We start from the raw sequence: 20,165 nt of genomic DNA, 5'->3' as shown, positions 1-20,165 counted from the left end.
GCCCACCGCCCTGCGCATACCGCATACCTCCGGCATACCGCAACAATCATGAAACGTCAGATCCCCACCCGCCATAGCGAGTTCAACCTCAGTACCAGCCGGAAATGCTCGAGGCGGTCCAATCCATGGACCAGAAGCTGATGATGGTCAACGCGAGGTCGCTGGCCCGCCTCGCGGTCAGGATGGGGATGCCGGTCGTTCTGAGTACCGTCGGGGTCAAGGGCGGCGTCAACCACCCCACGCTCCCGGAACTGCGTGCGGAGATACCGGACGTTCCCGAGATCGACCGGAACACGATGAACGCCTGGGACGACGATGCCTTCCGCCAGGCGATGCTGAAGACCGGGCGCCGCCGTTTCATCATGCTCGGCCTGTGGACCGAGATCTGCCTGGCCTTCCCGGTGGCAGAGATGCAGGCCGAAGGCCTCAAGACCACCTTCCCCGCGGACGCGGTCGGCGGCACAAGCAAGGAGGCGCACGACCTGGCGGTCCAGCGCATGATCCAGGCCGGCAGCGTGCCCAACATGACCTTCGCCCAGATTGCCGAGTCGGGCCTCGACTGGTCGTCCCCGCAGGGCGCGATCATGACGGAGATCTACACCTGGCGCCAGGCCGAGCTGGAGAAGCTCAAGCATGGCTGACCTCGCCAGGATCTCAACAGGGCAGCCCCTGGTCATGGCTGGCGGAGGGCATGGAGCCGCCGTTCGGTAGCGGGCCTTCCTACCCGATGCGGTGGGCGGGGGCGGCATTGCGGGCATCTGACGGGACCCGTTCCGAAGCGGATGCGTCAGACGCGGAACTCCGCAGGACGCTCTGGTCAAGCCGCGGCCAGGCGTTCCTTCAGCTGCGCGGCGGTGTTCCGGTGCGCGTGGATTGCTCCTTGTGCGGGAGTGATGTTCCGGAGATCAGCGGGAACCCCTTCAGGATCTGCAGCAGGTGGATCACCTGCCGGGGGATGAACTCCGCGATCGTGAAACCGACGACGTCCACGGATCCGCCGATGTCGGTGACGATGCGCCGCACCTCGCTGCTGGTGAGACCATCCGGCACCATGCCGAGACCCAGGCCGATCTCGTTGCTGTCGATCGTGTCGACGTCGAAGTGGATGGCGACGCGCGAGCAGCCCGTGGCCGCGATCCAGTCGAGGACGTGCCGGGTGGATGCGCGCAGCTCGTCGGGGCCGAAGGACTGGATGCCCCATTCGGCTACGTTCGGGAAATCGTCGTCGGTCCACTCGTGCAGCCCCACGAGGGCGACCCGGTCCGGTGACACGGTCGCCGGCAGCAGATTCGTAACGTCGGGATCGCCGTGGCCGGTGAGTACGGCGACGGCCATCGCGTGATAGCCCGCGTACTCGCTCTGCGGGGTGCCGATGTCGGGGTGGGAGTCGATCCAGACGATCGCCAGGTCGTCGCCGTAGCGGCGGGCGAGCTCGGAGAACGGAGCCACGCTCACTGCGCACTCGCCTCCGAGGGTGGTGATCCGTGCCGGGTTGTGCCGGCGGATGACGTCCAGGGCGCTCGCGAGCTGCTCGACGACGACCACCTTGGCCTCGACGCCGTCACGTTCCTCCATGCCTTCGTCGGACATCGAGACCGGTACGGCCGCGGTGGAGCCGTCGTGCGGGGGCAGGACCGCTTCGAGGACCGCTGTACCCACGGCGTAGCCGCGGCGGGCGACAGGGAGGGGGAACTCGGGGGCAAGCTCCTGTACGACCGATGCGCCCGCGCCCTGCCACTGGGGCCACAGAAGCCGGAGGCTGACGTCGTCACGGTCGAGGTCGTAGGGCGGTGACGAGTCGGCGTGCGCCATGCAGGGTTCCTTTCGATCCGGGGATCCGGGGTCCTCACCGTTGCGGTTTGGTGGCGGGCTCGGGGCTGTTGGACTCGTGGTCGCCGGTCGTGGCAGGGGATGCGGTCCAACTCGCGAGCAGGCTGAGGGCCTGGGCGGAGGCGGTGCCGGGTTCGGCGGAGTACAGGCACATGATCTGGTTGGGGTCGCCGGGGAAGGCCAGCGACTCGTGGTACAGCGTGAGTTCGCCGACCACAGGGTGGAAGAACCGCTGCCTGCCGTGGGAGCACTGGTCCACCCGGTGGTTCGACCACCAGGTCTGGAACTCCGGCACCTTGACGTACAGCTCGCCGATCAGTTCGTTCAGCCGGGCGTCGTCGGGGTGCCGTCCTGCGGCCAGGCGCAGGTTGGCGACAATGATCTCCGCTACCTCTTCCCAGTCCGCGTACAGCTCCCGGGCGGCGGGGTCGAGCAGGACGTAGCGGGCGAGGTTGCGCTCGCGGTACGGCACTGTCCCGAAGTCCATGATCAGTGCGCGGGCCAGCTGGTTGGCGGCGAGTATGTCCCGCCGGTCGTTGAGGACCATGGCCGGTGAGACGCCGTTGAGGACGTCCAGCATCCGGTGCACCTCCGGCCGTACCCGCTGCGGACGGACCGGACGAGAGCGGCCCGACCGCGCTGTCCGGGGCCGGGCGAGCGCGAAGAGATGGCCGCGCTCGGTGTCGTCCAGGCGCAGGGCGCGGGCCACGGCGCTCAGGACGGCCTCGCAGACGTGGGGGTGTCTGCCCTGTTCCAGGCGGGCGTAGTCCGTGCTCACCTCGGCCAGACGGGCGACCTCCTCACGGCGCAGCCCCGGCACCCTGCGGGCACCGCCGCTCGGGGCCAAGAAGCCGTCGCCGTAGTACGCGGCCTGCTCGGCGATCTCCGGGGAACGGATGGAGCCGTGCCAGACGAACGGCGGCACGCCGTCCAGGGGCCGGGGCGTGGAGGTGAAGCCCTGCGGCGGGGTACGGAAGCGCCCCTCCCAGTCGACGATGTCCTCGCGCCACAGCCGGTGCAACAGGGCGTAGTTCTCGATGGCGAGGTTGATGCCGTCGCGATGTCCTTGCCGAACCACGGGTAGACCGGGCCGGTGTTGCCGCGGCCCATCATCAGGCCGACGCGCCCGTCGGCCAGGTGCTGCAGCATCGCGTAATCCTCGGCGATCTTCACCGGGTCGTTGGTGGTGATCAGCGTGGTGGCCGTGGACAGGATGATCCGCTCGGTGCGTGCGGCGATCCAGCCGAGCATCGTGGTCGGGGACGAGGGCACGAACGGCCGGTTGTGGTGCTCACCGGTGGCGAAGACGTCCAGCCCCACTTCTTCGGCCTTCTGCGCGATGGTGACCATCGCCTTGATCCGCTCGTGTTCGGTCGGCGTACGACCGGTGGTCCGGTCGGTGGCCACATCACCGACGGTGAAGATGCCGAACTGCATTGTCCTCAGCTTTCACCCATGTGGTTGACAGATCAACGGTGTGCGCCAACACACCCCGGAGCTTCCCTGTTCCGCCCCGCCGACAGCGGCTCCCGTCAGCTGAGTTCCGCCTGTAGCCAGCGCAGGATGTCGGGCGTCACGGGGTCAGTGATGTCGGCGAACTCGGCATGCCGCTTGAGGAACTTGGCCACGTAGGGACAGACAGGCACGATCCGTTTCCCGGACTCGCGTACGTCCTCCAGTGCCTGCTGAACCAACGGTGCGGCCAGGCCCTGACCGGCGAAGGCGTCGTCGATCTCCGTATGGAAGAAGACCCGTTGCGCACCGCGGTCACGGTAGGCCGTCACACCGGCACGCCGGCCGTCGACCAAGATCTCGTACCGGTGCTCGGCGTCCACCCGCTCGACGCTCGGAGCGGCGGAAGACTGGCTCATGAGGCGCCCTTTCGCTTTCGTAGGAGGTCAGCGACGCGGAGGATTCCGGCGCGGAGTGATGATGGCGTTCGGCAAGGCCGGCGCGGGAAGGCGATCCCCCGGAAAACCCTCGACGGCGCCGAAACGTTCGGAGGCCGCCTGCCATTCCTCTCGGGCCCGGACGATGTCCTCGTGGCTGCGTCCGATGAAGTTCCACCACATGACGATCTCCTCCTCGAAAGGAGGACCGCCGAGCAGGATCACCCGCGCCGGAGCGTCCGACTCGTTCACGACTGTCAGGGCGTCGGCACCGCAGGGAGCGTAGCCGAGTTCGGCCGGGCGCAGCACGGTGTCGATCAGGCGGACGTCCCCGCTGTCCACGAGCAGGCCGTGCTCGAAGGCGGTGTCCACGGGGAGGGTGATCGCCGCGCGCGGTTCGAGGGTGATCTCGGCACCGACCAGGGGCGTGAAGGTCCGCACCGGGGAGGTGCTTTCGGCGAGCGAGCCCAGGAAGACCCTGATCTCGGCCCCGTCGATTCGCACGGGTTCGGGAACGTAGTGCTCGAAGTCCCGGTCGGCGTCCCGGTGCTCCTCGGGAAGCGCCACCCACAGCTGGACGCCGTGGATGACAGTGGTGCGCGGAGTGGAGACCTCCGAGTGGCAGATGCCGTATCCGCCGGTCATGAGGTTCATCTCGCCGGGCCGGATCAGGGCGCGGGTGCCGAGACTGTCGCGGTGCTCGATCTCCCCGCTGAACAGCCAGCTCACCGTCTGCAGCCCGGTGTGCGGATGCGGGGCGATGTCCATGCCGCCCGACGTGGTGACCTGGTTGGGGCCGTAGTGATCCGCGAAGCACCAGGCTCCGATCAGCGTACGGGCCCGCTGCGGCAGCGTCCGCCGCACGCGCATTGCACGCGGACCACCCAGGGGCACCTCCCGCGCCGACAGCACATCAACCCGGGGCGCTCCGCCCGGCCGCCCGTCGTCGTCGACCAGGGCTCCGCACCTCAGCTCCGCAGGCTCGGTTTCCACATTGCTCACCGGAACCACCTCTCACAGCATCTAGTTGCTACATCAACTACAATGCCACGAATGCAGGCTGACGGCCACAACACGCATCCGGCGTGCGGACCGGCCGCAGCGGCCACGAGGAGGCCCACAGTGAGCAACCACACCACCGGATACACAGCGCGGAGGATCTTCCTCGACAAACAGAGCCCCAAGGCCTTCCACGCCCTGACGCAGACCGCGGAGGCGGTACGCGCGGTCGCCGCCGAGGCGGAACTCGACCGCACCACCGTGGAACTGATCAACCTTCGCGTGTCACAGGTGAACGGCTGCGCCTACTGCCTGGACAGACACACCAAGGCGGCCCTGCGCGCAGGCGAGTCGGCGCAGAGGCTGGGAGTACTGGCAGCCTGGCAGGACACCGACCTGTTCACCCGCTCGGAGCGCGCGGCGCTCGCACTGGCCGAGGCGACGACTGATCCGACGAACGCCGACGCACAGGCGTCCGCGTACGAATACGAAGCGGCCCGACAGGTCCTCACCGACGACCAGATCTCCGCCGCGATCTGGGTGGCGATCACCATGAACGCGTTCAACCGGGTGTCGATCATGAGCAAGCATCCGGTGCCGGCGCTCCGCGAGGCGTAGGCGCCACCGACATACAGGCCCGGCTTACCGCGCCGCTCGATCACCGGAGGTGACGACAAGGGATCGCCATTTGATTGACGCATCATCTACACTTACTTAGAGTCTCCTGTTGACGAATCAACCACGAAAATCTGCGTCCACTCCGCCCCCGGCGTGGCCCGCACGAAAGGAACCACCCCATGTACGTCACCGCCGCCATTCTCAGCGTCCTCCTCGCCCTTGTGACGCTGGCCGCGGGTGCGCCCAAGGCGCTTCTCAAGGGCGACGTCTCCGTCGGCCTGCAGTCGCACATGGGGCTGAGCGCGAGCCGCGTCCGCTTCATCGGACTGGCCGAGGTCGCGGCCACGGTGGGCCTGATCGTGGGCCTCTTCTGGCAGCCGCTCGGCATCGCGGCCGCCATAGGCTTCGCCATCACGATGGTCGGCGCGGTGGGCTTCCACGCCAAGGCCGGCGACTACGCCGACCCTGCCACGCGCGGCAACGCCATGGCCCCCATCATTCTCATCCCGTTCTCAGTGGCCACTGCCGTGACGCTCGGACTCGCGATGTGACCCGCATATCACCGCGCGCCAGCCGTCTTCCCGGGTCAGGACGCGTCCTCGTCCAACTTCTCCACGACGCGTTCGGAAACGTCGCCCAGAACGCGCAGTTCTGCCGGCGTGACATGGTCGAGGAACAGTTCACGCACCGCCTCGACATGGAGCGGGGCAGCAGCCTCGATCGCCGTACGCCCGGCCTCCGTGATCACCACGAACGCGCCGCGCCCATCTTCAAGGCACTCCTCCCGCACCACCAGCCCCCGCCCGGCCATCCGCGCGATGTGGTGGGACATCCTGCTCTTCTCCCACTCCAGCGCGCGGGCCAGATCCTGATAGCGCTGCCGCCCTTCCGGCACATCCGTCAGACTGACCAGCACCGCGAAGTCGGCAGCGGACAAGTTCGACTCTGTCTGCAACAAGCGCGACAAGCGGCCTCCGAGCCGCTCATGCAACCGGACAAAGCTCCGCCACGCGTGCTGCTCGTCTGGCGTCAGCCACCGCACCGTTTCTCCCATGACGTAATGGTAAACGTAGTTGATAGCTCACCAAACTCCGGAGGCGCGGCCCGACCTGTCCTGCCCTGGCGCTGACCGATACCGCCGTGGACGGGAGGTCCGCCCTCAGGTGTCGCGCGGCGCCTTCAGGCCGATCCGCAACGCCGTCGCGAGTTCCTCTGCCGCGGCGAGCCGGCCCGGCGTGAGGGGATTGACGAACAGTTCGTGTACGGCACGCAGATGGGGCAGGGACGCATTCCGGAACGCTTCCGCGCCGTCGGGCGTGAGCACCACCTCGGCGCCTCGGCTGTCGGTGGCGCACTCCTCGCGCCGTACCAGCCCTCGCCGCTCCATGCGCCCGATCTGGTGCGAGAGACGGCTGCGCTGCCAGCCAATGCGGGCCGCCAGTTCGGAGGGGCGCAGCCTGCGCCCCTCCGCTTCGCGCAGCGCGAGGAGCACGGCGTAGTCGCCGGGCGACAAGGAGGATTCGCTCTGCAGGCGTGACGAGAGTTCGGAGCGGAGCGCTTCCGTCGCCTCGATGAAGTCCCGCCAGATCCGCAGCTCCTCGGTGGTGGGAAATGCCTTGCGCCGCTCTGCCATGGTGCCACCGCCTCTTCTTTATTGACACGTCAATCACATGAGGGCGATGATTGACGCGTCAACGAACTGCATCCATGCCACCCAGGCCACGGCCGGGGAGCACAGCAGGAGGAGTCCACCCATGTCTGATCTCGTCTTCGGCCTGGACACGTTCGGCGACGTACCGGAGGACGACTCCGGCACCCCCGTGTCCGACGCGCAGGCCATCCGGCAGGTCGTCGACGAGGCCGTTCTCGCGGAGGAGACCGGCGTCGACGTCCTGGCCCTCGGTGAACACCACCGCCCGGAGTTCGCGATCTCGAGTCCGGAGACCGTGCTCGCCGGCATCGCCTCGCGTACGAACCGTCTCCGCCTGTCCTCCGGTGTGACCGTGCTGAGCTCCGACGATCCGGTCCGTGTGTTCCAGCGGTTCTCGACCGTGGACGCGCTCTCGAACGGCCGGGCCGAGGTCATCCTCGGGCGCGGCTCCTTCACCGAGTCGTTCCCCCTCTTCGGATACGACCTGAGCGACTACGACGTGCTGTTCGAGGAGAAGACCGAGCTCTTCGCCAAGCTGCTGGAGGAGAAGCCCGTCACCTGGGGCGGCACCAAGCTCCATCCTGGGTCGCGCCACCGGCCCGGGTCCATGACGCACTTCGCTCGTTTCATGAACTGATCGACTAACACCGCTGATCAACGCGCTAACATCGGCCGAGCCACGCCACCACAATCGCCGTACGCCCGGCCCGCCAGGGGTAGGAGTCACCGTGGACCTCAACCTGCATCTCGTGCGCTACCTCGCCGCGGTCATCGACGAGGGCCACTTCGGCCGCGCGGCGGAACAGCTCTGCATCAGCGCGCCGTCGCTCAGCCAGCAGGTCCGCAAGCTGGAGCGTGCGCTCGGCGTCGAGTTGGTGGACCGCTCCGCCCACCCGGTGCGTCCCACGCCGGCCGGCGAGCGTTTCCTGGCCGAGGCGCGTGAGGCGCTCGCCGCGGCCGACCGGGCTGTCGCCGCCGTGGAGGCCCACCGCCAACGAGCTGGCCACCACGCTGCGGGTCGGTTTCATCACCGCTTCGGCCGGTCCGTTCACGCCTCGCATGCTCGACGAGCTGCGCCGCGAGGTCCCCGACGTATCCGTCCGGTTGACGGAGCTTCCCTGGCCGCAGCAGGCTTTGGCCGTACGCGAGGGTGTGGTCGACGCGGCACTGGTAGTACGGCCCCCGATCACTGAAGCGGCCGGCCTGCGCCTGGAGGTGGTGCGCCACGAAGCCCGGGTCGTGGCACTGCCCGTCACGCACCGCCTCGCTGCACGCGCGGAGGTCTCGCTCACCGACCTCGACGGCGAGCCGCACGTCACCAGCGACGAAGCCGATCCCGCGTGGGTGCGCTGATGGGCCTGCGATCCACGGCCCAGCGGGACTCCCGTCCGCTACGGCCCCTCGGTCCGCACCATGGACGAGCTGCTGGAGGTCGTCGCCACAGGACAGGCCGTCGCGATCATCGGCGCGTTCGTGGCCGGCTGCCACCTCCACCCGGGGTTACGTTCGTCCCGCTCACCGGCGTCGAGCCGTGCCCGATCTCGCTGTGCACCCGCGCCGACGACACCTCGCCGCTCGTCACGGCGCTGCGCCGAGCGGTGCGCCGACTGCGCGCCAACGACCCGACGGAGCCCGGCAACTCGCCGGAACCCCAACTGGAGGCAGTGATTCCCGCCGACCGGACACACCACCGGACTCCGGAGCCACGGGCCGACTCTTCAGGCAGCGTGCGGGGCGCATAACGCCGTCGGGTTGGATCAGGACGCGTCCTCGTCCAACCTGCCCACGACCCGTTCGGAGATCTGGGCCAGCGTCCGCAACTCCGCCTGCGTGATGTGGTCGATGAACACGGCGCGCACCGCCTCCACGTGACGCGGGGCAGCGGCCTCGATGGCCGCACGTCCCGCCTCCGTGATCACCGCGAACGCGCCGCACCCGTCCTCGACGCACTCGTCCCGCACCACCATCCCGCGCTTCGCCATGCGGGCGATGTGATGGGACATCCGGCTCTTCTCCCACTCCAAGGCGCGGGCAAGATCCAGAATCCGCCGCCGACCGTCCGGTACGTCCGTGAGATTGACCAGGACCACAAAATCGGCAATCGACATATCCGACTCCGCCTGCATCGAGCGCGACAACCGGGCCTCGAGCCGCTTCTGCAACCGCAGAAAGCTCCGCCACGCGTGCTGCGCTTCCGGCGTCAACCACCGCACCGTCTCTCCCATGAAGGGAGTGTAACTAGTTGATAGATCATCGAATAGTGCGCGTGAGCCGGCGTGCGGTGAGCCGGAGCGCGACGAAGGCCCAGGGCAGTGCCCCGGGGCCTTGTCTGTTGCCAGTCTCAGCTCACCTGGATCTTCGAGGCGTTCTCGGCCAGCCAGGCGTCGAAGCTCTTCAGCGCCGGGTTGAGTTCCCGCAGGCGGTCCAGGTCGCGGGCACCCGTGAACTCCCGGTCGAAGTCGCCGTAGTACTGGAACATGTTGCCGATTTCTTCGGCCGCCGGGATGTCGAAGGTGCGGAAGACGTCGTACGGGACGGACTGGAAGCGCACCGGCTCGCCGATCGCGGCCCCCAGCTTCTCCGCGTACTGCGCACCGGTGAGGTGGTCGCCCGCCAGGCTGACGGTGCGGCCGATGAACTGCTCGCCGCCCTTGAGGATGGCGAAAGCGGTCCGGCCGATGTCCGCCACGTCCACCCCGGAAAGGAGCTTGCCGTCCTCCAGCGGCAGGGTCAGCGTCAGTACGCCGTCCTCGGCGCGCCGGGGGCCCAGACCCTGCAGGAATCCCTGGAAGAAGAAGGTGGTGTTCAGGTGGGTCGTCGGCACTCCGGCCTGCCTGAACACTTCGTTGCCCTCGCCCTTGGCGTCGAAGTGCGGCACGTTGTACTTGTCCTGCAGGACGGGCATCCGGCCGTCGTCCAGCGGCAGCAGTTCGCGGGTGTCCTCCAGCGTCGACCAGACCACGTGCTTGAGTCCTGCGGCCTTGGCGGCCCGGACCAGGACGTGGATCTCGTCCGTCTCCTTGGCCGCCGAACCGTGCGCCCAGAAGTTGGTGACGAGGAAGGCACCGTAGGCACCCTCGAACGCCTTGCGCACGGTCGGCTCCTCGTGGAAGTCCGCCCGTACGACCTCGGCCCCGAGCTCGGCAAGCTCCTTGGCGGCGGGCGAGTCGGGATTCCGGGTCAGCGCGCGCACCGTAAAGCCCGAGTCCGGGTCGGCGAGGATCGCCCGTGCGGCGCCACCACCCTGTGCACCCGTCGCTCCGGTGACCGCGATGATCTTCTTGTCGCTCATACCTGCTACCCCTGTCCAAGGAGAGAACTTCTAGTTGATGCGTCAACAGAAACGCTACACCCTGCCGATTGACGCATCAACTTTTGCGGGTGGGATTCAGGGCGGGTTTCAGCCATGTTCACAGGCGGGTCGTACGTCGCTTCAGCCCAGTTCGATCAGGCCGCGGCGGACGGCCCCGGTGGCCGTGCTTGCCCTGTTCTCGGTACCGAGCTTCCGGTAGATGCGTACGAGATGGGTCTTGATCGTCGCCTCGCTGAGGAACAGCGCGGCGGCGATGTCCCGGTTGCTGTGTCCTTGGGCGAGCAGCCGTATCACCTGGGTCTCCCGCTCACTCACTGCCGCTTCCGCCTCGGGAGACGTGGCCGGCCGGCCGCTCGGCAGCCTCGGGGGCGAGAACCGTCCGCCCGGTGGCTGCGGCACGCACGGCTCGGAACGGTTCCTCGGGCGGGCCCGCCTTGAGGATGTAGCCGCGGGCACCAGCCTCCATCGCCCGTACGACGTCGCCCTGGGCCCGGTAGCTCGTGGGCACGACGACGCGTACGCCCGGCACCGAGGCGGTGATCCGCCGGGTCGCCTCGATGCCGTCGTCCCCTTCACCGGCCCCTGCCCCGTCGGTCAGCCGGAGATCCATGAGCACCACGTCGGGCCGGAGCCGCTGGGCGAGGTGCACGGCCTCCTGTCCGTCGCCGGTCCCGCCGACGACGGCGAAGCCGGGCTCGCCCTCGAGGAGGGCGAGCAGTCCGGCGCGTACGACGGCGTGGTCGTCCACGATCAGGACCCGGACCGTCGCGGGAGGTGCCTCACTCATCGCGTGCTCGCGAGGACGGAGGTTTCCACGGGGAGAGTCGCCCGCACCCGGGTGCCCCGTCCGTGCGTGCTGTCGACGGTCAACGTGCCGCCGTACGCGGCGAGTCGCTCCCGGCCCGCGGCCAGTCCGAATCCGCGCCCGCCCGCGGCATCTCCCCTGCCCGGTGACGCGGTGTCGAAGCCCACACCGTTGTCCCACACCTCCACCGTGACCGCGCCGGCGTCCCGGCGGTCGAGCGTGACCCACACATGTGCGGCATGTGCGTGCTCGCAAGCGTTGGCCAGCAAGCCCTGGGACACGCGCAGCAGCTCCGCTGCCCGGTCCAGGGGCACGCTGCGGAAATTCGCCCAAGGTGCCGAAGGCGACCCGCGGCATGCCGTCGGCGGATCCCTTGCGCACACAACTCGCGTAACCAGCCCCAGCGGAGTCTTCGGTGCGCTGTCCCCGGCCGCCGCCACGTCATACAGGATGCTGAAGACGATGACCATCCCAGTCACTCAGGCACCGTCCGGATCCCTGAACTGCTTGTGGAACTTGCTGAATCCGGCTCAGCCGCGTCATACGCCTCCGGATCCGGCGAATACTCCCCACAGGTATCGGCCCAACTGGGCGGCCGCCAGCCGCCAGCAGATAGTTGTACCGGGCGGTCTCCGGATGGTTCCCCGACCGCAGCGAGCGGTCCCAGTCCCGCAGGAACCCCGGCCAGGTCGTCGACAGCCCCGCAGTGATCTTGTCCAGGTCCAGAAGCGGCATCCTCGCAAACCTCCGGGTAAAGGCGCCTATGAGCGGCGTGCTCAACCTCGAAGCCCGAATGCGATCCACGTGAAAAAGGGCCCTCACAGGCTCTCGCCTGCGAAGACCCTTCGCACCGTCGGGACGACAGGATTTGAACCTGCGACCCCTTGACCCCCAGTCAAGTGCGCTACCAAGCTGCGCCACGTCCCGATGCGCTCTCCACGGTGGCCCGCGTGATCGTGCGGACAGAACTTTACCGCACGTCGGTGACAGCTCCGAAGGCGGCGGGGCGCGCGACAATCGGCGTATGAGGCGTATCAGCGGGACATCGGCAGACCGGGCGGGCAGTGGGCGCGACCGGGACGCGGAGGGGCGGGCGCGCAGCGCTCGTCCGCGCGACGGGCTGGGGCGGCCCCTGCCGTACGGCGTCGAAGGCGAGCCGCGGCAGCCCGAAGGGGTCGTACGGCGCCCCGAGGAGTCGGTCGCCGAGGCGCAGGCTCTGCTCGACGCGGGCAAGCCGTTCCACGCGCACGAGGTCTTCGAGGACGCCTGGAAGTCGGGGCCCGAGCACGAACGCGCGCTGTGGCGTGGGCTCGCCCAGCTCGCCGTGGGCCTCACCCACGCGGCCCGCGGGAACGCGAAGGGCGGGGCCCGGCTGCTGCGGCGCGGCGCGAGGGCCGTCGAGGAGTGGGGTACGCAGGCCCGGGAGCCCCGGCCGTACGGGATCGACCTGGTGGAACTGGGCGTCTGGGCACGGGAGTTGGCGTCGACCGTGGAGCGGAACGGGGCGGCGGTGGACGCCGGGGCCCGGGCGCCGCGGTTGCGGGGTGACAGGTCCGCGTAGGCCTGCGCCGGGGAACGGCGAGGTCACCGCAGTGTGCCCCGGCACCGGCACTGTCAGTGGCGTGCGGCAGACTCGGGGCGTGCGAAAGATTCATGTCATCGGCATCGGGGCGGGCGACCCCGACCAGCTGACCCTGCAGGCGGTCAAGGCGCTGAGGAGCACGGACGTGTTCTTCATCCTGGACAAGGGCGAGGTGAAGTCGGACCTCGTCCAGCTCCGCCGTGACATCCTCGACGCGCACATACCCCAGGGGTCGTACCGCGTGGTGGAGGCCCGCGACCCCGACCGCGACCGGTCCGCCGGGGGTGCGGCGTACTCCCCCGCCGTCGGGGACTGGCGCAGCGCCCGCGCGGGCATCTACGAGCAGCTGATCGCCGAGGAGCTGGGCGAGGACGAGAGCGGTGCGTTCCTGGTGTGGGGCGATCCCGCGCTGTACGACAGCACGCTCGGGATTCTGGAGGAGGTGCTGGAGCGGGGTGCGGTGGCGTTCTCCTACGACGTCGTACCCGGTATCAGCAGCGTCTCGGCGCTCGTCGCGCGTCACCGCACGGGGCTCAACCGGGTCGCCCGGCCCGTCCAGATCACCACGGGCCGCCGGCTCTCCGAGGGCTTTCCCGAGGACGTCGACGACGTGGTCGTCATGCTCGACGCCCACCAGGCCTTCCGGCGGTACGCCGACCAGGACATGGACATCTACTGGGGCGCCTACATAGGCACCCCGGACGAGATCCTCGTCTCCGGCCCCATCGCCGAGGCCGCGCCCCGGATCGAGCGGCTGCGCGCCGAGGCCCGGGAGCGGAAGGGCTGGATCATGGACACGTACCTGCTGCGCAGGCGTCCGAAGGGCTGAGGAGGATCTGGCGCACGGCCGGCCCTCCCGGGTACGGGATGCCCCCGGGTATTCGCCTCCGCGCGCTGCGCGGCGGAAAACCATGTGCCCGAGGTGCGTCCGGCTGCCAGACTCGGGCCATGTCCGCCCCTCCCGCCCGCTTCCGGGATTCCCACGCCACCGAGTACGACTTCGTCGGCTCGGCCTTGGTCCGGTGCCCGAGATGCGAGCGGATCGCCCACGTCCGACGGCATCCGGACGCGGACGGGAACAAGTTGTTCACGCCCCGGCGGCTTGTCTGCCGGGCCTGTGGCCTGGCGCGTTCCTGGGCGGGCAAGTCGGTCATGTTCTCCGGCAGCTCGTACGTCCCGGCTCGCGACCCGTACTTCAGGCTGCCGCTGTGGCTCCAGACCGAGACCCGTCACGGCTGGGTGTGGGCGTACAACCTCGAACAGCTGGAGTATCTCCGGCGGTTCGTCGCCGCGTCGCTGCGCGAGCGCCCTCCCGGGCACCTGGTCGGACCGACGATGACGTACGTCGCCCGGCTCCCGGCCTGGATCAAGAGCGCCAAGAACCGTGACGAGGTGCTGCGGGCCATCGACCGGATTCGCGCCTGAGGTCACGGAGCTGAGCCGAGACCCAGCCGAGCCAGGGCTCTCGGCACGTCCGGTGCCGTGGTCACGCCCTGCGGGAGCGGTGGCCGCTGTACGACGACGACGGGTACGCCGAGTTCCCGTGCGGCCGCGAGCTTCGCCGCCGTCGCGTCTCCCCCGCTGTCCTTCGTCACCAGGACGTCGATGCGGTGCTCGCGCAGGAGGGACTTCTCGTCGGCGACGGTGAACGGGCCGCGGGCCAGCAGCACTTGTGTGTGCGGCGGCATCGGGGGCTCGGGCACCTCCACCGACCGTACGAGGAAGCGGAGCCGGGTCAGGCCGGCGAAGGCCGCGAGGCCCAGGCGGCCCGTGGTGAGGAAGACGTGGCGGCCGAGCGACGGGAGGAGCGCGGCGGCCTCGGCCAGGGAGGCCACCGGGTGCCAGACGTCGCCGGGGCCGGGGCTCCAGCCCGGGCGGCGCAGGACCACGGAACGGACACCCGTCGCCGCAGCGGCCCGTGCCGCGTTCGCCGTGATGCCCGCGGCGAAGGGGTGCGTGGCGTCGACGACCGCGTCGACCCGCTGTTCACGCAGCCAGGCCGCCAGTCCCTCCGCGCCGCCGAACCCCCCGATCCGTACGTCCCCTTCGAGCGCCCCCGGCCGGGACACGCGGCCCGCGAGGGACGTGGTCACGCGGACATCGGGGCGCCGAGCGAGTTCCGCGGCGAGTTCGCGGGCCTCGGTGGTGCCGCCGAGGACCAGGACGTGGGGGGACACGGGGGGCATGGGGTCGAGCGTACGAGGTCCCTCTCGTGGCGGCGCGCCGGGTGCCGTCCGTCGGCGCTGCGCGACCGCACTCCTCGCCCGCCTCGGTATCGTCCAGGCATGGCTTCAGTGCGTGCCGTTCTCATCGACATCGACGGGGTTCTCACCGTCTCGTGGAAGCCGCTGCCCGGCGCGGTCGAGGCGCTGCGGCAGGTGCGGGCGTCCGGGTCGGCCGTGGCGCTGCTGACCAACACGACGTCCCGTACGCGCGCGTCGATCGCCGAGACCCTGGCGGGCGCGGGGTTCCCGGTGGACGCCGAGGACATCCTCACCGCGCCGTCGGTCACCGCCGTGTATCTCGCCGAGCATTTCCCTGGGGCGCGCTGTTCCCTTCTGAACAGCGGTGACATCCAGGAAGACCTCGCCGATGTCGGTCTCATCGAGGACGACGACGATGACGTTCCGGATGTCGTCGTCGTGGGCGGTGCCGGGCCCGAGTTCGACTACGCGGCGCTCAACCGGGCCTTCGGCCATCTCCAGCGCGGCGCCCGGCTGGTCGCCATGCACCGCAACCTGTACTGGCGTACCGACGCCGGGTTGCAACTCGACACGGGTGCGTTCCTGGTCGGGCTGGAGGAGGCCGCCCGTACCGAGGCCGAGATCACCGGCAAGCCGTCACCCGCGTTCTTCGCGACGGCGCTGGCCCATCTCGGGGTCGACGCGGACGAGGCGCTGATGATCGGGGACGACATCGAGTCCGATGTGCTCGCGGCGCAGCGGGCCGGGATCACGGGCGTGCTCGTCAGGACGGGCAAGTACCTGCCCGAGACGCATCGCGCGGCCAGTGGCGAGCCCGACCATGTGCTCGACTCCTTCGCGGATCTGCCCACGCTGCTGGCCGGGTCCTGAGTCCCGTCCACTCAGCGCACCAGCAGCTGCACCCCGCCGACCACGGTCGCCACGATCACCAGCCGCTCGAACAGACGCTGGTTGATCCGGTTCACCGCCCATTTGCCGATGTACGCGCCGGGCACGACGAACATCACAAGTGCGGCGTCCAGGAGCAGTGAGGGCCCGTCGATCAGGCCGAGGCCCACGCTGAAGGGCACCTTGGAGACGTTGACGATCAGGAAGAAGAAGGCGGAGGTGCCCAGAAAGCCGAGCTTGCGGAAGCCCGCCGACAGCAGGTACATCGACATCACGGGGCCGCCGGCGTTGGCGACCATCGTCGTGAACCCGCCGAGGACCCCGTAGGAGCGGGCCTTCACACCGCCCGCCCGTGTGGTCACCGAGTCGGGGTTCTCTTCCTCCCGCTCGGCGGACCGGCGGCGCCAGAGAGTGACCGCGGCCATCATCAGCAGGATCGCGCCGATGGAGGTCCGTACGATCCTGTCGTCGGCCCACATCAGGAAGACAGCGCCGAACACGACGCCCGCGCCCACCGCCGGGAACAGCCGCCACAGGGTGGGCCAGTGGGCGTGCCGCCGGTAGGTGAGTACGGCGAGGACGTCCCCGACGATGAGGATCGGCAGGAGCACACCCGTCGAGGCTCGGGCGGGCAGGACGGCCGCGAAGATCGCGAGGCTGACCGTGTTGGCCCCGCTCACGGCCGTCTTGGAGAAGCCCACGAGCATGGCCGCGGCGGCGAGCGCGGCGAACTCCCAGATGGTTATGTGCCAGAGCGTCATCGTGTTCATGCGGGGACCGATGCTATGCCCACGTAACTCGCGGCGACAGGACCGTCTCGCCAGGTGGCCCCTGCCGCCACCGGAACGGGCCTCGCCGGCGGGGAACCCGGCCTCGCCGGTGCGGGAACGGGCACCGTCCGGTCGCGGCACCGGCACGCCACAGCGCCGAAGCTCCGCAGCGCCGGGACGCCGTGTTTTCAGCCATCCGTCCTGGGCACCCGCGCCCACATGGAGTGGTTGCGGAGAGCGGCCTGCGCAGGAGAGGACCCCGACCTGTTCTTTCCCGTGGGCACGTCAGGGCCGGCGCTGGAGGACATCGTCGCCGCCAAGCGTGTCTGCGCCCGCTGCCCGGTAACCGTCCAGTGCCTGACCTGGGCGCTCAGCAACGGCCAGACCTCGGGCGTGTGGGGCGGCTTATGCGAGGACGAGCGCGCCGCCCTGCTCCGTACGGCCCGGGACGCCGACGCGGCCCGGCGCCGAGCCACGGTATCGATCACGACCACGAGGAGTAGCGCGCCATGACCAGTGTGACGAGCACGCTCCCCGAGCCCGCCCGCCGGGTCACCGGGGAGGCACTGCAGGAGACCCTGGTGGATCTGCTCGGGATCTCGCTCATCGCCAAGCAGGCCCACTGGAACATCGTCGGACCGAGGTTCCGCTCGATCCACTTCCAGCTCGACGAGGTGGTGTCCGCGGCACGCTCGTACGCCGACACGGTGGCCGAGCGCGCGGCGGCGCTCGGTGTCGCCCCGGACGGACGCCCGGAGACCGTGGCGACCCGGTTCCACCTCCAGGGCCCCAAGGACGGCTGGCTGCAGGACACCGAAGTCGTACGGCTGTTCGTCGAGGCGCTGGGGGCGGCGATCAGGCGGCTGCGCGAGCGGATCGACGCGACGGAGCACACGGATCGTGTGTCTCAGGAACTGCTGATCTCCCTGACGGCCGAGTTCGAGAAGCAGCGCTGGATGTTCCAGGCCGAGGACTGGCCGCGCGGGGACTGACGACGCGGGGACCGACCGGCGTGACGGGTCGGCCGGTCGGCCAGGAACGAAAGTCGGCCATGCACGAAAGGAGCACCCCATGACCGACGCCCTTGAACTCGACGCGCTGTGGGACGAGTTCCACCGCGTGGTGAACATGACCTCACAGGAGCTGGCGGCCTGGCTGCGGGTCCGGTACGCGGGCGAGGAGACCGAGCCGCTGCCTGAGGAGCCGGGCTCGCCCACCGGACAGCACGTTCTGGCGATCCTGCAGAAGCGGCGCACGGACCTCACGGACGACGACATCCGCGTCATGTACAAGGTCGTCGACATGGTCACCTCGCAGCGGGACCTGGAGAACGAGCCGGAGGCCGACGAGACGCGCCGCCGCCACCGCCTGATGACGGTGGGCCACGACTCTCTCAAGCCGTAGACCTCAAGCCGTAGAGACCTCATAGAGACCTCATGCCGCAGAGACCTCAAGCCATGGAGACAGCGCCATGGACAGCGTGATCAAGGCCCTTGTCACGGAGCACGGCCGTACGTACGCCGAGGAGGCGGGCATCCGGCTGACGGACACCCCGCAGCCGCTGTACCGGCTTCTCGTGCTGGCCTGTCTGCTCAGCGCCCGCATCCGCGGCTCGGTCGCGGTCGCCGCTGCCCGCGCCCTGCACGAGGCCGGCCTGCGCGATGCCCGCCGCATGGCCGACGCCGAGTGGCAGAAACGGGTGGACGCGCTGGGCCGGGGCGGGTACCGGCGCTACGACGAGCGGACGGCCACCCAACTCGGTGATGGCGCACAGCTCATGACGGAACGTTGGGGCGGGGATCTGCGGCGGATGCGGGACGAGGCCGACGGGGACGTGGCCGAACTGCGCCGTCTGCTGCGGAAGATCCCGGGGATGGGCCCGGCGGGCGCCGACATCTTCCTGCGCGAGGCACAGCGCGTATGGCCCGAAGTGGCCCCCTATATCGACGAGAAGGCCCTGTCCGGCGCCCGGCGACTGGACCTCCCCGACGACCCCGACGAGCTGGTGAAGCTGGCCGGGGACACCGAACCGGCCGTGCTGGCAGCGGCGTTGGTGCGCGCGGCGCTGGACAAGGAAGTCGCCAAAGACGCCCTCCGCCGCGCAGGCTAAGGGCTCGCAGAGAATCAACCTGTTGCTTCCCGTGATTCAGCTCGTTGGTGTGGTATGCGCGTCTCCGAGTCGATCTGCGACCAACTCGCCGTGAAGTTTGGGGTGTTGTTCCCGCATCTGGACGAGCGCCAGCGGCGGCTGCTGATGGGGGCCGGGGCCCGGGTCCTGGGACATGGCGGGCTCCGGGCGGTCGCGCGTGCGGCTGGGGTCAGCGAGACAACGGTGCGTAAGGGCGTGGACGAGCTGGAGGCCGGCGAGGAACCGCTGGGCCGGGTGCGCCGACCTGGCGGCGGGCGGAAGAGGGCCGCGGACGTGGATCCGGGTCTGCGACCCGCGCTGCTGGCACTGGTCGAGCCGGATGTGCGCGGGGATCCGATGTCGCCGCTGCGCTGGACGACGAAGTCGACCCGGAATCTCGCGGCCGAGCTCACCCGCCATGGACACAAGGTGAGCGCGGACACGGTCGGGGATCTGCTGCGGGAGGAGGGCTTCAGCCTGCAGGCCAACGCCAAGACCATCGAAGGCGAGCAGCATCCCGACCGTGACACCCAGTTCCGCTACACCAATGACCAGGCCAAGGACCGCATGGGTGCCGGGGACCCGGTGATCAGCGTGGACACCAAGAAGAAAGAGCTGGTCGGCGACTACAAGAACGCCGGGCGTCAGTGGCGGCCCGAGGGTGAGCCGGTGCTGGTCAAGACGCATGACTTCCTGGACCGGCAGGGGCCGGGCAAGGCGATCCCGTACGGGATCTACGATATCGCCGCCGACACCGGCTGGGTCAGTGTCGGCACCGACCACGACACCGCCGTGTTCGCTGTCGCCTCCATCCGCCGCTGGTGGCAGGCGGTCGGCCGCCACGACTACCCACACGCCACCCGTCTGATGATCACCGCCGACGCGGGCGGCTCCAACGGCTACCGCACCCGCGCCTGGAAGAGTGAACTCGCCGCTCTGGCCTGTCAGACGGGCCTGGACGTCACGGTCTGTCACCTGCCGCCCGGGACATCGAAGTGGAACAAGGTGGAGCACCGGTTGTTCTCCCACATCAGCATGAACTGGCGCGGCAGGCCGCTGACCAGCCACGAAGTCATCGTGAACAGCATCACGGCAACCACCACCCACACCGGGCTGAGAGTCCGCGCCGAACTCGACCCGGGCACCTACAACACCGGCGTAAAGGTCACCGACGACGAAATCGATGCGCTGCCGATGAGCCGGCACCGTTTCCACGGCGACTGGAACTACACGCTCCACCCTGGCGGCCCCCAGCCGGCCCCGCCTGCGAGGCAGGATCGGAAGCCGCCGCCGCGATCGTCGCCGAGCAGCCCGGGTGCCCGGACGGGCTCGACACCTCTCTGCTCCGCGACCCGGAGCTGACCGGCATGGCCATCTCGCAACTGGACGCTCTGGTCAACTCGTTGATCCCGGCGCTGGCACACCAACGTGAGCGGCTTCGCCACGAACGCCGGGGCGGTGAGCGACTCCGCGCGCCAGGCGCGGGCG

The 20,165-nt window shown here is 69.5% G+C and carries 23 protein-coding genes, 1 tRNA gene and 5 pseudogenes; 15 read left to right on the top strand and 14 right to left on the bottom strand.

The window, feature by feature from the left end:
• The first annotated feature begins 125 nt into the window (after nt 1-125).
• The gene (locus ACWD3C_RS44910) at nt 126-641 is read left to right on the top strand and encodes an isochorismatase family protein (protein WP_451153962.1); all 516 of its coding nucleotides are present in this window, start codon (nt 126-128) and stop codon (nt 639-641) included.
• Between the two features lie 199 nt (nt 642-840).
• On the opposite strand, the gene ACWD3C_RS44905 is transcribed toward ACWD3C_RS44910, so the two are convergent.
• The 5 genes and pseudogenes from ACWD3C_RS44905 to ACWD3C_RS44885 form a co-directional block, all read right to left on the bottom strand.
• Nucleotides 841-1,812 carry an arginase family protein gene (locus ACWD3C_RS44905; protein WP_451153960.1) on the bottom strand — a complete coding sequence of 324 codons (972 nt, stop codon included), beginning with the start codon at nt 1,810-1,812 and terminating at the stop codon, nt 841-843.
• A gap of 34 nt (nt 1,813-1,846) precedes the next feature.
• Nucleotides 1,847-2,419: an MmyB family transcriptional regulator gene (locus ACWD3C_RS44900; protein WP_451153968.1), complete on the bottom strand. Its 573-nt coding sequence runs from the start codon at nt 2,417-2,419 to the stop codon at nt 1,847-1,849.
• Between the two features lie 135 nt (nt 2,420-2,554).
• Nucleotides 2,555-3,267 (bottom strand): annotated as a pseudogene (locus ACWD3C_RS44895) (LLM class flavin-dependent oxidoreductase); the annotation flags it as partial.
• A 95-nt stretch (nt 3,268-3,362) separates the two neighbouring features.
• Nucleotides 3,363-3,701, bottom strand: coding sequence for a GNAT family N-acetyltransferase (locus tag ACWD3C_RS44890; protein WP_451153958.1), 339 nt, complete (start codon nt 3,699-3,701; stop codon nt 3,363-3,365).
• 27 nt (nt 3,702-3,728) lie between these two features.
• Nucleotides 3,729-4,721: a pirin family protein gene (locus ACWD3C_RS44885; RefSeq protein WP_451153956.1), complete on the bottom strand. Its 993-nt coding sequence runs from the start codon at nt 4,719-4,721 to the stop codon at nt 3,729-3,731.
• Nucleotides 4,722-4,841: 120 nt separating this feature from the next.
• Between ACWD3C_RS44885 and ACWD3C_RS44880 the strand changes: the two genes are divergently transcribed.
• Together ACWD3C_RS44880 and ACWD3C_RS44875 are read left to right on the top strand one after the other, a co-directional pair.
• Complete coding sequence (locus tag ACWD3C_RS44880) at nt 4,842-5,336, top strand: carboxymuconolactone decarboxylase family protein (RefSeq protein WP_451153954.1); 495 nt, start codon at nt 4,842-4,844, stop codon at nt 5,334-5,336.
• Between the two features lie 179 nt (nt 5,337-5,515).
• The gene (locus tag ACWD3C_RS44875; protein WP_451153952.1) at nt 5,516-5,887 is read left to right on the top strand and encodes a DoxX family protein; all 372 of its coding nucleotides are present in this window, start codon (nt 5,516-5,518) and stop codon (nt 5,885-5,887) included.
• Between the two features lie 35 nt (nt 5,888-5,922).
• Here ACWD3C_RS44875 and ACWD3C_RS44870 read toward each other — a convergent pair whose 3' ends face one another.
• Nucleotides 5,923-6,390, bottom strand: coding sequence for a MarR family winged helix-turn-helix transcriptional regulator (locus ACWD3C_RS44870; protein ID WP_451153951.1), 468 nt, complete (start codon nt 6,388-6,390; stop codon nt 5,923-5,925).
• 105 nt (nt 6,391-6,495) lie between these two features.
• Nucleotides 6,496-6,969, bottom strand: a complete 474-nt coding sequence (locus ACWD3C_RS44865) for a MarR family winged helix-turn-helix transcriptional regulator (protein WP_451153950.1) — start codon at nt 6,967-6,969, stop codon at nt 6,496-6,498.
• Nucleotides 6,970-7,090: 121 nt separating this feature from the next.
• On the opposite strand from ACWD3C_RS44865, the pseudogene ACWD3C_RS44860 reads away from it, so the two are divergent.
• The 3 genes and pseudogenes from ACWD3C_RS44860 to ACWD3C_RS44850 all read left to right on the top strand — a co-directional run.
• Nucleotides 7,091-7,570: pseudogene (locus ACWD3C_RS44860) on the top strand (LLM class flavin-dependent oxidoreductase); the annotation flags it as partial.
• Nucleotides 7,571-7,715: 145 nt separating this feature from the next.
• Nucleotides 7,716-7,847: pseudogene (locus ACWD3C_RS44855) on the top strand (helix-turn-helix domain-containing protein); the annotation flags it as partial.
• A complete protein-coding gene (locus ACWD3C_RS44850) occupies nt 7,843-8,340 on the top strand; it encodes a LysR family substrate-binding domain-containing protein (RefSeq protein ID WP_451153949.1) in 498 nt (165 codons plus the stop codon). The pseudogene ACWD3C_RS44855 and the gene ACWD3C_RS44850, both read left to right, overlap by 5 nt.
• Nucleotides 8,341-8,744: 404 nt before the next feature.
• Here ACWD3C_RS44850 and ACWD3C_RS44845 read toward each other — a convergent pair whose 3' ends face one another.
• The 5 genes and pseudogenes from ACWD3C_RS44845 to ACWD3C_RS44825 form a co-directional block, all read right to left on the bottom strand.
• Nucleotides 8,745-9,212 (bottom strand): MarR family winged helix-turn-helix transcriptional regulator, encoded by a 468-nt coding sequence (locus tag ACWD3C_RS44845; protein WP_451153947.1) that lies wholly within the window; start codon nt 9,210-9,212, stop codon nt 8,745-8,747.
• A gap of 116 nt (nt 9,213-9,328) precedes the next feature.
• Nucleotides 9,329-10,279 carry an NmrA/HSCARG family protein gene (locus ACWD3C_RS44840; RefSeq protein WP_451153945.1) on the bottom strand — a complete coding sequence of 317 codons (951 nt, stop codon included), beginning with the start codon at nt 10,277-10,279 and terminating at the stop codon, nt 9,329-9,331.
• 141 nt (nt 10,280-10,420) lie between these two features.
• Nucleotides 10,421-11,087, bottom strand: a pseudogene (locus ACWD3C_RS44835) (response regulator).
• Complete coding sequence (locus ACWD3C_RS44830; protein WP_451153943.1) at nt 11,084-11,419, bottom strand: sensor histidine kinase; 336 nt, start codon at nt 11,417-11,419, stop codon at nt 11,084-11,086. Before ACWD3C_RS44830 ends, ACWD3C_RS44835 begins: the two are co-directional and overlap by 4 nt.
• A 539-nt stretch (nt 11,420-11,958) precedes the next feature.
• A tRNA-Pro gene (locus tag ACWD3C_RS44825) sits at nt 11,959-12,032 on the bottom strand.
• 97 nt (nt 12,033-12,129) lie between these two features.
• On the opposite strand from ACWD3C_RS44825, the gene ACWD3C_RS44820 reads away from it, so the two are divergent.
• From ACWD3C_RS44820 to ACWD3C_RS44810, 3 genes are all read left to right on the top strand, one after another.
• Nucleotides 12,130-12,666, top strand: coding sequence for a DUF309 domain-containing protein (locus tag ACWD3C_RS44820; protein ID WP_451153941.1), 537 nt, complete (start codon nt 12,130-12,132; stop codon nt 12,664-12,666).
• Between the two features lie 79 nt (nt 12,667-12,745).
• Nucleotides 12,746-13,516 (top strand): precorrin-6A synthase (deacetylating), encoded by a 771-nt coding sequence (cobF, locus tag ACWD3C_RS44815; RefSeq protein WP_451153939.1) that lies wholly within the window; start codon nt 12,746-12,748, stop codon nt 13,514-13,516.
• A gap of 119 nt (nt 13,517-13,635) precedes the next feature.
• Nucleotides 13,636-14,112 carry a hypothetical protein gene (locus ACWD3C_RS44810; protein WP_451153937.1) on the top strand — a complete coding sequence of 159 codons (477 nt, stop codon included), beginning with the start codon at nt 13,636-13,638 and terminating at the stop codon, nt 14,110-14,112.
• Between the two features lie 2 nt (nt 14,113-14,114).
• Here ACWD3C_RS44810 and ACWD3C_RS44805 read toward each other — a convergent pair whose 3' ends face one another.
• Nucleotides 14,115-14,864, bottom strand: coding sequence for a cobalt-precorrin-6A reductase (locus ACWD3C_RS44805; protein ID WP_451153966.1), 750 nt, complete (start codon nt 14,862-14,864; stop codon nt 14,115-14,117).
• 108 nt (nt 14,865-14,972) lie between these two features.
• Here ACWD3C_RS44805 and ACWD3C_RS44800 point away from each other — a divergent pair, with 108 nt between their 5' ends.
• Nucleotides 14,973-15,761, top strand: a complete 789-nt coding sequence (locus ACWD3C_RS44800; protein ID WP_451153935.1) for an HAD-IIA family hydrolase — start codon at nt 14,973-14,975, stop codon at nt 15,759-15,761.
• An 11-nt stretch (nt 15,762-15,772) separates the two neighbouring features.
• On the opposite strand, the gene ACWD3C_RS44795 is transcribed toward ACWD3C_RS44800, so the two are convergent.
• Nucleotides 15,773-16,549 (bottom strand): sulfite exporter TauE/SafE family protein, encoded by a 777-nt coding sequence (locus ACWD3C_RS44795; protein WP_451153933.1) that lies wholly within the window; start codon nt 16,547-16,549, stop codon nt 15,773-15,775.
• A gap of 219 nt (nt 16,550-16,768) precedes the next feature.
• Between ACWD3C_RS44795 and ACWD3C_RS44790 the strand changes: the two genes are divergently transcribed.
• From ACWD3C_RS44790 to ACWD3C_RS44770, 5 genes and pseudogenes are all read left to right on the top strand, one after another.
• Entirely contained in the window at nt 16,769-17,062 is a 294-nt protein-coding gene (locus ACWD3C_RS44790) for a WhiB family transcriptional regulator (protein WP_451153964.1), read from the top strand.
• On the top strand, nt 17,059-17,541 hold the full coding sequence (locus ACWD3C_RS44785; protein WP_451153931.1) for a Dps family protein: 483 nt from the start codon (nt 17,059-17,061) through the stop codon (nt 17,539-17,541). The genes ACWD3C_RS44790 and ACWD3C_RS44785 overlap by 4 nt, the downstream gene beginning before the upstream one ends.
• Nucleotides 17,542-17,620: 79 nt before the next feature.
• Complete coding sequence (locus ACWD3C_RS44780; protein WP_451153929.1) at nt 17,621-17,953, top strand: DUF3140 domain-containing protein; 333 nt, start codon at nt 17,621-17,623, stop codon at nt 17,951-17,953.
• Between the two features lie 67 nt (nt 17,954-18,020).
• On the top strand, nt 18,021-18,659 hold the full coding sequence (locus ACWD3C_RS44775) for an endonuclease (protein WP_451153927.1): 639 nt from the start codon (nt 18,021-18,023) through the stop codon (nt 18,657-18,659).
• Nucleotides 18,660-18,713: 54 nt separating this feature from the next.
• Nucleotides 18,714-20,165, top strand: a pseudogene (locus ACWD3C_RS44770) (ISAzo13 family transposase); the annotation flags it as partial.

The sequence above is a fragment of the Streptomyces sp. NPDC002845 genome, from assembly GCF_053591955.1.
This window is presented reverse-complemented; position numbering and strand designations above follow the sequence as displayed.

Bases quoted from the DNA above. Each gene is read 5' to 3' on its own strand.
- ACWD3C_RS44910 (WP_451153962.1), top strand. From the start codon at position 126: ATGGACCAGAAGCTGATGATGGTCAACGCGAGGTCGCTGGCCCGCCTC.
- ACWD3C_RS44905 (WP_451153960.1), bottom strand. From the start codon at position 1,812: ATGGCGCACGCCGACTCGTCACCGCCCTACGACCTCGACCGTGACGAC.
- ACWD3C_RS44870 (WP_451153951.1), bottom strand. From the start codon at position 6,390: ATGGGAGAAACGGTGCGGTGGCTGACGCCAGACGAGCAGCACGCGTGG.
- ACWD3C_RS44800 (WP_451153935.1), top strand. From the start codon at position 14,973: ATGGCTTCAGTGCGTGCCGTTCTCATCGACATCGACGGGGTTCTCACC.
- ACWD3C_RS44845 (WP_451153947.1), bottom strand. From the start codon at position 9,212: ATGGGAGAGACGGTGCGGTGGTTGACGCCGGAAGCGCAGCACGCGTGG.
- ACWD3C_RS44865 (WP_451153950.1), bottom strand. From the start codon at position 6,969: ATGGCAGAGCGGCGCAAGGCATTTCCCACCACCGAGGAGCTGCGGATC.
- ACWD3C_RS44780 (WP_451153929.1), top strand. From the start codon at position 17,621: ATGACCGACGCCCTTGAACTCGACGCGCTGTGGGACGAGTTCCACCGC.
- ACWD3C_RS44820 (WP_451153941.1), top strand. From the start codon at position 12,130: ATGAGGCGTATCAGCGGGACATCGGCAGACCGGGCGGGCAGTGGGCGC.
- ACWD3C_RS44795 (WP_451153933.1), bottom strand. From the start codon at position 16,549: ATGAACACGATGACGCTCTGGCACATAACCATCTGGGAGTTCGCCGCG.
- ACWD3C_RS44810 (WP_451153937.1), top strand. From the start codon at position 13,636: ATGTCCGCCCCTCCCGCCCGCTTCCGGGATTCCCACGCCACCGAGTAC.
- ACWD3C_RS44785 (WP_451153931.1), top strand. From the start codon at position 17,059: ATGACCAGTGTGACGAGCACGCTCCCCGAGCCCGCCCGCCGGGTCACC.
- ACWD3C_RS44775 (WP_451153927.1), top strand. From the start codon at position 18,021: ATGGACAGCGTGATCAAGGCCCTTGTCACGGAGCACGGCCGTACGTAC.
- ACWD3C_RS44790 (WP_451153964.1), top strand. From the start codon at position 16,769: ATGGAGTGGTTGCGGAGAGCGGCCTGCGCAGGAGAGGACCCCGACCTG.
- ACWD3C_RS44875 (WP_451153952.1), top strand. From the start codon at position 5,516: ATGTACGTCACCGCCGCCATTCTCAGCGTCCTCCTCGCCCTTGTGACG.
- ACWD3C_RS44840 (WP_451153945.1), bottom strand. From the start codon at position 10,279: ATGAGCGACAAGAAGATCATCGCGGTCACCGGAGCGACGGGTGCACAG.
- ACWD3C_RS44890 (WP_451153958.1), bottom strand. From the start codon at position 3,701: ATGAGCCAGTCTTCCGCCGCTCCGAGCGTCGAGCGGGTGGACGCCGAG.